The 5,309-nt window shown below is 47.2% G+C and carries 5 protein-coding genes; 3 read left to right on the top strand and 2 right to left on the bottom strand.

The genetic code is table 11. From position 1 onward, the window contains the following. Positions 1-111 precede the first annotated feature (111 nt). Both istA and istB read left to right on the top strand, forming a co-directional pair. The gene (istA, locus tag L5656_RS10440) at positions 112-1,611 is read left to right on the top strand and encodes an IS21 family transposase (RefSeq protein WP_297202697.1); all 1,500 of its coding nucleotides are present in this window, start codon (positions 112-114) and stop codon (positions 1,609-1,611) included. After that, entirely contained in the window at positions 1,608-2,384 is a 777-nt protein-coding gene (istB, locus tag L5656_RS10435; protein ID WP_084665535.1) for an IS21-like element helper ATPase IstB, read from the top strand. The genes istA and istB overlap by 4 nt, the downstream gene beginning before the upstream one ends. A 170-nt stretch (positions 2,385-2,554) precedes the next feature. On the opposite strand, the gene L5656_RS10430 is transcribed toward istB, so the two are convergent. Next, positions 2,555-2,905 (bottom strand): helix-turn-helix domain-containing protein, encoded by a 351-nt coding sequence (locus L5656_RS10430; RefSeq protein WP_297202692.1) that lies wholly within the window; start codon positions 2,903-2,905, stop codon positions 2,555-2,557. 102 nt (positions 2,906-3,007) lie between these two features. Further along, positions 3,008-4,411 carry an FAD-binding oxidoreductase gene (locus L5656_RS10425; protein WP_297202690.1) on the bottom strand — a complete coding sequence of 468 codons (1,404 nt, stop codon included), beginning with the start codon at positions 4,409-4,411 and terminating at the stop codon, positions 3,008-3,010. A 753-nt stretch (positions 4,412-5,164) separates the two neighbouring features. On the opposite strand from L5656_RS10425, the gene L5656_RS10420 reads away from it, so the two are divergent. After that, positions 5,165-5,309, top strand: a 145-nt coding sequence (locus L5656_RS10420) for a LacI family DNA-binding transcriptional regulator (RefSeq protein WP_297201341.1), incomplete at its 3' end; no start/stop codon positions are given.

Here is a 5,309-nt window from a genome sequence, read left to right as displayed (position 1 = left end):
TGTATTTGATACTCTAAAAGTTGACCAGATGATCAGCGAAAAGTTGACCACCCTGGTCACATTCCCTGTTATGCTGAAGGGGACAAACCTTCGGCAACAGGGGGAAAGAGGATGAACGACGTGGTCGATAAGGAGATGATCCGCAGGCTCCATTACGTAGAAGGGAAATCCATTCGGTGGATCTCCAGAGAACTGGGTTTTGCCCGGCAAACCATAAGAAAAGCCCTCGAAGATGCAGAACCACCTATGTATCACCTTAGGTCTCCCAGACCCCGACCTGTGACCGGGCATATCCGGGAGGTCTTGGCCCAGTGGGTGGCTGAAGAACAAGAGAATAAGCGTCACCTCACGGGAGAACGTATATACCAGCGTTTAGTGGAAGAATACGGTTACACGGGAAGCCCTTCTACTATCAGGCGTCTAGTTGGAGAATTGCGTAGAAACGCCAAAGAAACCTTTATTCCCTTAGAGTTCCGCCCCGGCAGTAATGCCCAGTGCGATTGGGGTGAGGATGTGGCCATTTTGGACAAAGTAGAAACCCTGGTCCAGTTCTTCTGTCTACGTCTAGGATTTAGCCGGATGCCCTTTGTTATGGCCTTTCCCACCCAAAGGCAGGAAGCTTTTTTCGAAGGTCATACCCAGGGGTTTATCTTCTTGGGCGGCGTTCCTTTGAGTATCACTTACGACAACTTAAAGACAGCTGTTTTCAAGGTGCTTGCGGGCCGAAACCGCATTGAACAAAACAGCTTTATCGCCTTCCGTAGCCATTACCTTTTTGAAAGCCGGTACTGTAATACCGGAAAGGGGAATGAAAAGGGCGGGGTGGAAAACTTGGTAGGCTTTGTCCACCGCAACTTCTTCACCCCCACTCCGGAAGCTTCGGATTGGGCGGAGCTAAACGAATTGTTTCTTAAGCGCTGTTTAGATTATGCCCGCACTCACAAGGTGCCCGGCTCCAAGATGACGGTGTATGAAGCCTGGCAGGAAGAGAAAAAACATCTCCTTCCTCTACCTCCCCACCCCTTCCCCTGCTACCGTCATATTGAGGCCAAAGCTGCCCGAAACCAACTTGTGCGCTTTGAAAACAATTACTACTCTGTACCTCCCTCCTGTGCAGGTCGCCTGGTGGTGGTCAGGGCTTACGTTCACCGGGTGGAAATCTACGCTGACCACCGGCTGGTGGCCACTCACCGCCGCTCTTATGGCACAGGAGAGGAGATATATGACCTGGACCATTACTTAGAAGCCCTATACCGCAAACCTAGGGCTTTGGAGGATGCTAAGCCCTTTCATCGTGCAGACCTTCCGCCAGTATATCACCGGTACTTGGCGGCCTTAAAAGAACATCATGCCCAACCGGAAAAGGAATTTGTCCAGATCCTCATGTACCACCGGGAAGTGGGATGGGATGCTCTAACTTTAGCTTTAAATAAAGCTTTAGACGAAAGAGTTTACCATGCCCCTGGAGTTAGAAGTATCCTTGAGCAGTTAACCGGTAAATGCCTCATTTCCCAAGGAACCCAAGACCTATCAGCTTACCGGGTGTCTAGGCCGAACTTAAAACAGTTCGACCTCCTGGGAAGCTGTAATAACGGGAGGATAGTCCATTGAGCACAGAACTCCTTCTTAAAGAGTATTTACACAAACTAAAACTTCCAGCGGTGGCCCGGCACTACAAAAGTCTGGCCCGTACAGCCGCAGAAAACAACCGCACTTATGAAGAATACTTATGCGCTCTTTTGGAACAAGAGGTATTGAGCAGGGAAGAAAGCGCCCTTAAGAACCGTATCCGCCGGGCCAACTTCCCCTACTTCAAAACCCTGGAAGAATTCGACTTTACTGCCTTACCAAGCTTGAGTAAACCTAAGGTGTTAACTCTAAGCCGGGGAGAATACATCAAAGCCAAGGAAAATGTCATCTTCCTTGGTAACAGTGGAACCGGCAAAACCCATTTGGCCATTGCCCTGGCTTTATGTGCCTGCCGGCAGGGTTACCGGGTACGCTTTTATACTGCCCCCGGCCTGGTTACAGAACTCTTAGCAGCTGCCCGGGAACATAAATTACTTTCCTTGGAAAAGCAGTGGCTAAAGCAAGACCTGGTAGTGGTAGACGAGCTGGGCTATGTACCCTATACCACTGAAGGAGCCCAGCTCCTCTTCCGCTTCTTGGCTGGCCGGTATGAAAGGGGGAGTGTGCTCATTACTTCCAATCTCGAATTCAGCGAATGGGTACAAGTATTTGGAGATGAAAGGATGACTGCTGCCCTCCTGGACAGGCTCACCCATCATGCCCATATCCTGGTCATGAACGGGGAAAGCTATCGCTTCCGTCAGAGTTTAAGGCGACGCCAAGAGGAAGGATTGGTTAGTTCTGCCTCTGCATAGTAGCTAAAAGTATTTCACGTAAGCTAGACGGCCTCCCGAGCCAGCCCGGCCAACCTTGGTTAACATTATGCGAGTAACAAATATTAATTAAGCAAAACCAGGAGGTGGTTGCCATTCTAAAATAAGTAAACATAGTCCTAGCGAAACCAAACTATACAGGTGGTCAACTTTCAAGAGATCAAGTGGTCAATTTTTCGATTGACAAATACAACTTTAGTTAGTTTCTTGGGACCCAGGCTCTGTAAGTAGCGATATAGGGTTGTCAAAGAGCCAGTGTAGCCCAATTTCTTTATCTCTTCGTAAATCCGGGTACCAATCAAATCCTCTTCCCAGTACATGCGCTCAATATGTTCTTTAAAAGGCTCAAGCTTTGTTTCTACAGGTTTACGCTCATAGCGTGGCGGTTCATTCTGAGCCAGGGCCCTTTTGACCGTGTTCCGAGAGATGCCCAGCATACGGGCTATGGTCTTCTTCCCATATCCCCTGGCATACAATGTACGAATAGTTGCCCACTGTTCCACTTTTAGCATACCCCCCATTTTCACCCCCGGGGAAACTTCCCCGAAGGTGAACCTCTCTCCTGCCAGAGGGGTCAATTTTCGATGCAAATGGGGGGTCAATTTTCACTGTAGATCAACACCCGGGTTGAGAATGTTTAAAGGATCTAAAGCTTTTTTAAGCCGGCGCATTATTTCTAGTGAAAGGCCGAGTTCTTCTTCCATATAAGCTGCCCGCGTTAAGCCTACTCCGTGCTCGCCTGTAGTCGTACCTTCAAGTTCTAAGGCTAGGCGATGTATCTCGTCGCCTACCTTCCTTGCCCTTTCAATTTCAGAAGAATCATAGGTGTTGATTATGGGGGCAGCATGGAGGTTTCCGTCGCCGATGTGCCCGTAGGTTACTATAGTTATACCGTATTTCTCGCCTATTTGCTGGATACGCCTCAAGGCTTCTGGAACCCTATAAATAGGTACACATATATCCTCACCTATGTAAACCCGGGTAGCTCCCTCTTTTATCTGTCCAGCGGCAGCACCAACCACGCTTCTAGCTGCCCAAAGCTGGCCTAATCTTTCGGGGTCATCCGTCCATTCCACCTTAGAGGCAAAATTCTCACATACTCTGGCAATGTTTTGAGCCTCATAAGCTACCCCAGGAGGACTGCCGTCCACCTCGAACAAGAGCATGGCTTCTACATCCGGCAAAACCAGTTCCGGTTTATATTTAACGGCTGCTTTAATGGCGCTCCGGTCTAAAATTTCAATGGCTGAAGGGGATAAACGGGACTTAAAAACCTGTATAACGGCCTCCCCTGAAGCCTCTAGATTATCGAAGAACGCTACTACTAGGCCCCTCTTTTCCGGAATAGGTAATACCTTCAACCGGACGGCAGTTATTATCCCCAGGGTTCCTTCTGAACCCACAAATAAAGAAGTCAGGTCATAACCGGCTACAGACTTTAGCGCTCGTGACCTTTGGCCTCCGGTTACAATAACTTCCCCTGTTGGCAGGACTACTTCCAGCCCTAAAACGTAATTTTTGGTCGTACCATACTTAACGGCCCGCATTCCGCTCGAATTGAAAGCAATCATTCCTCCTAAAGTACACATCTTGGTACTCCCAGGATCGGGTGGGAAGAAAAAACCGTGTTGGGCCAAAGCCTGGTTTAGTTCTGCATGAACAATACCGGGCTGTACTACAACTTGCAGATTTTCTAGGTCGTAGCGTAAGATTTTATTCATAAGAGACATATCCATGACTATCCCGCCCCGGTGAGCTATAGCTCCGCAACACTGTCCTGTACCTGCTCCTCTGGGAACTACTGGTATTCTGTACTCGTTAGCCAGCTTCATAATAGCCACTATTTGATCCCGGTTTTGAGGTTGAACTACCAAATCGGGAATCCATCGGTTAAGCTGGGATTCAAGAGAGGAATCAAAAGCGTAACAAAGCCTTTCTACTTCTCCATCAAAGCAACGTCCTTCACCAACCATTCTCTTAATTTGGGCAATGATTTCTGAAGAGAGCATTTTTCTTCCCTCCAGACCATCCCAAAACAGGGATTCTACCGGACCATAACTGCAAAAAACATGCCAGAATATTTGGAGTTAATTTATTAAGACTTCTGGTATTTTAGAAAGACTGCCCTTTCATTTTTAAGTTCCGGTTTCGGTCTGAGTGTTTGTTGCTATTATGAAACAGCGTAGCCATACAGGAAGTTGCAGAAGGGAAAAACTTGAAGCCAGGGCGACCTTTTCCGATGCGGAAGGAACCCACGAACGCACTTTAGGGCTTCTTACGGCCGGCATCAGGTAAGTGGCTTCTTAGTAGTAAATAGCCTTAAACACCAAGAACATGGAGGGCAAATAAGGAAACTAATTTTTAATTTGTAGGGCTGTTGGCCGAAAGGAAAGGTCAGCAGCCTTTTTAAGCGTTTTAAAGCAGAAAAAGAAGTTTTATCTATGCTTAATTGTGAATTTTGGAACGAGATCGGAGTGGAAGTGGAGAGAAAGTAGGGGAATAGGGGGGAGAAAGGAGTTAAATATAGTTTAAAGGGAATATAGCTTAAGGAGTAAAAATTATAATAACGGGGCAAGATGCTATGAACGGGAAAGGTTTCCTAATTAAATAGAGAGGATTTTGATAGAAAAGTGAAAAAAAGAACTTATTTAACCAGCAGGATTTTATCTTCAGACAGCGAATATATTACATCAGAAATTGTTGAAAGCGCTTCCAAACATAGCAAATAGAGTTGTTTGCCCTTTCTATGGAGTGACGCAGGTTTGCCTACTATTTATGATGTAGCTAAAGCGGCGGGAGTATCCATTGCTACAGTTTCCCGGGTTCTAAACGGTTATCCTTTTGTAGCGGAGAAGACGCGGGAGAAAGTCCTGCGGGCCATGCAGGAGTTAAATTATTCTCCGAATT

The organism is Thermanaeromonas sp. (assembly GCF_021890735.1).
Lineage (GTDB): Bacteria > Bacillota > DSM-521 > Neomoorellales > Neomoorellaceae > Thermanaeromonas.
Note: the sequence above shows the minus strand (reverse complement) of the source record. Positions and strands in the feature narration are given on the sequence as shown.

What these genes read in the sequence shown, in the direction of transcription:
- istA (WP_297202697.1), top strand. Translation starts at nt 112, where the DNA reads ATGAACGACGTGGTCGATAAGGAGATGATCCGCAGGCTCCATTACGTA.
- L5656_RS10425 (WP_297202690.1), bottom strand. Translation starts at nt 4,411, where the DNA reads ATGCTCTCTTCAGAAATCATTGCCCAAATTAAGAGAATGGTTGGTGAA.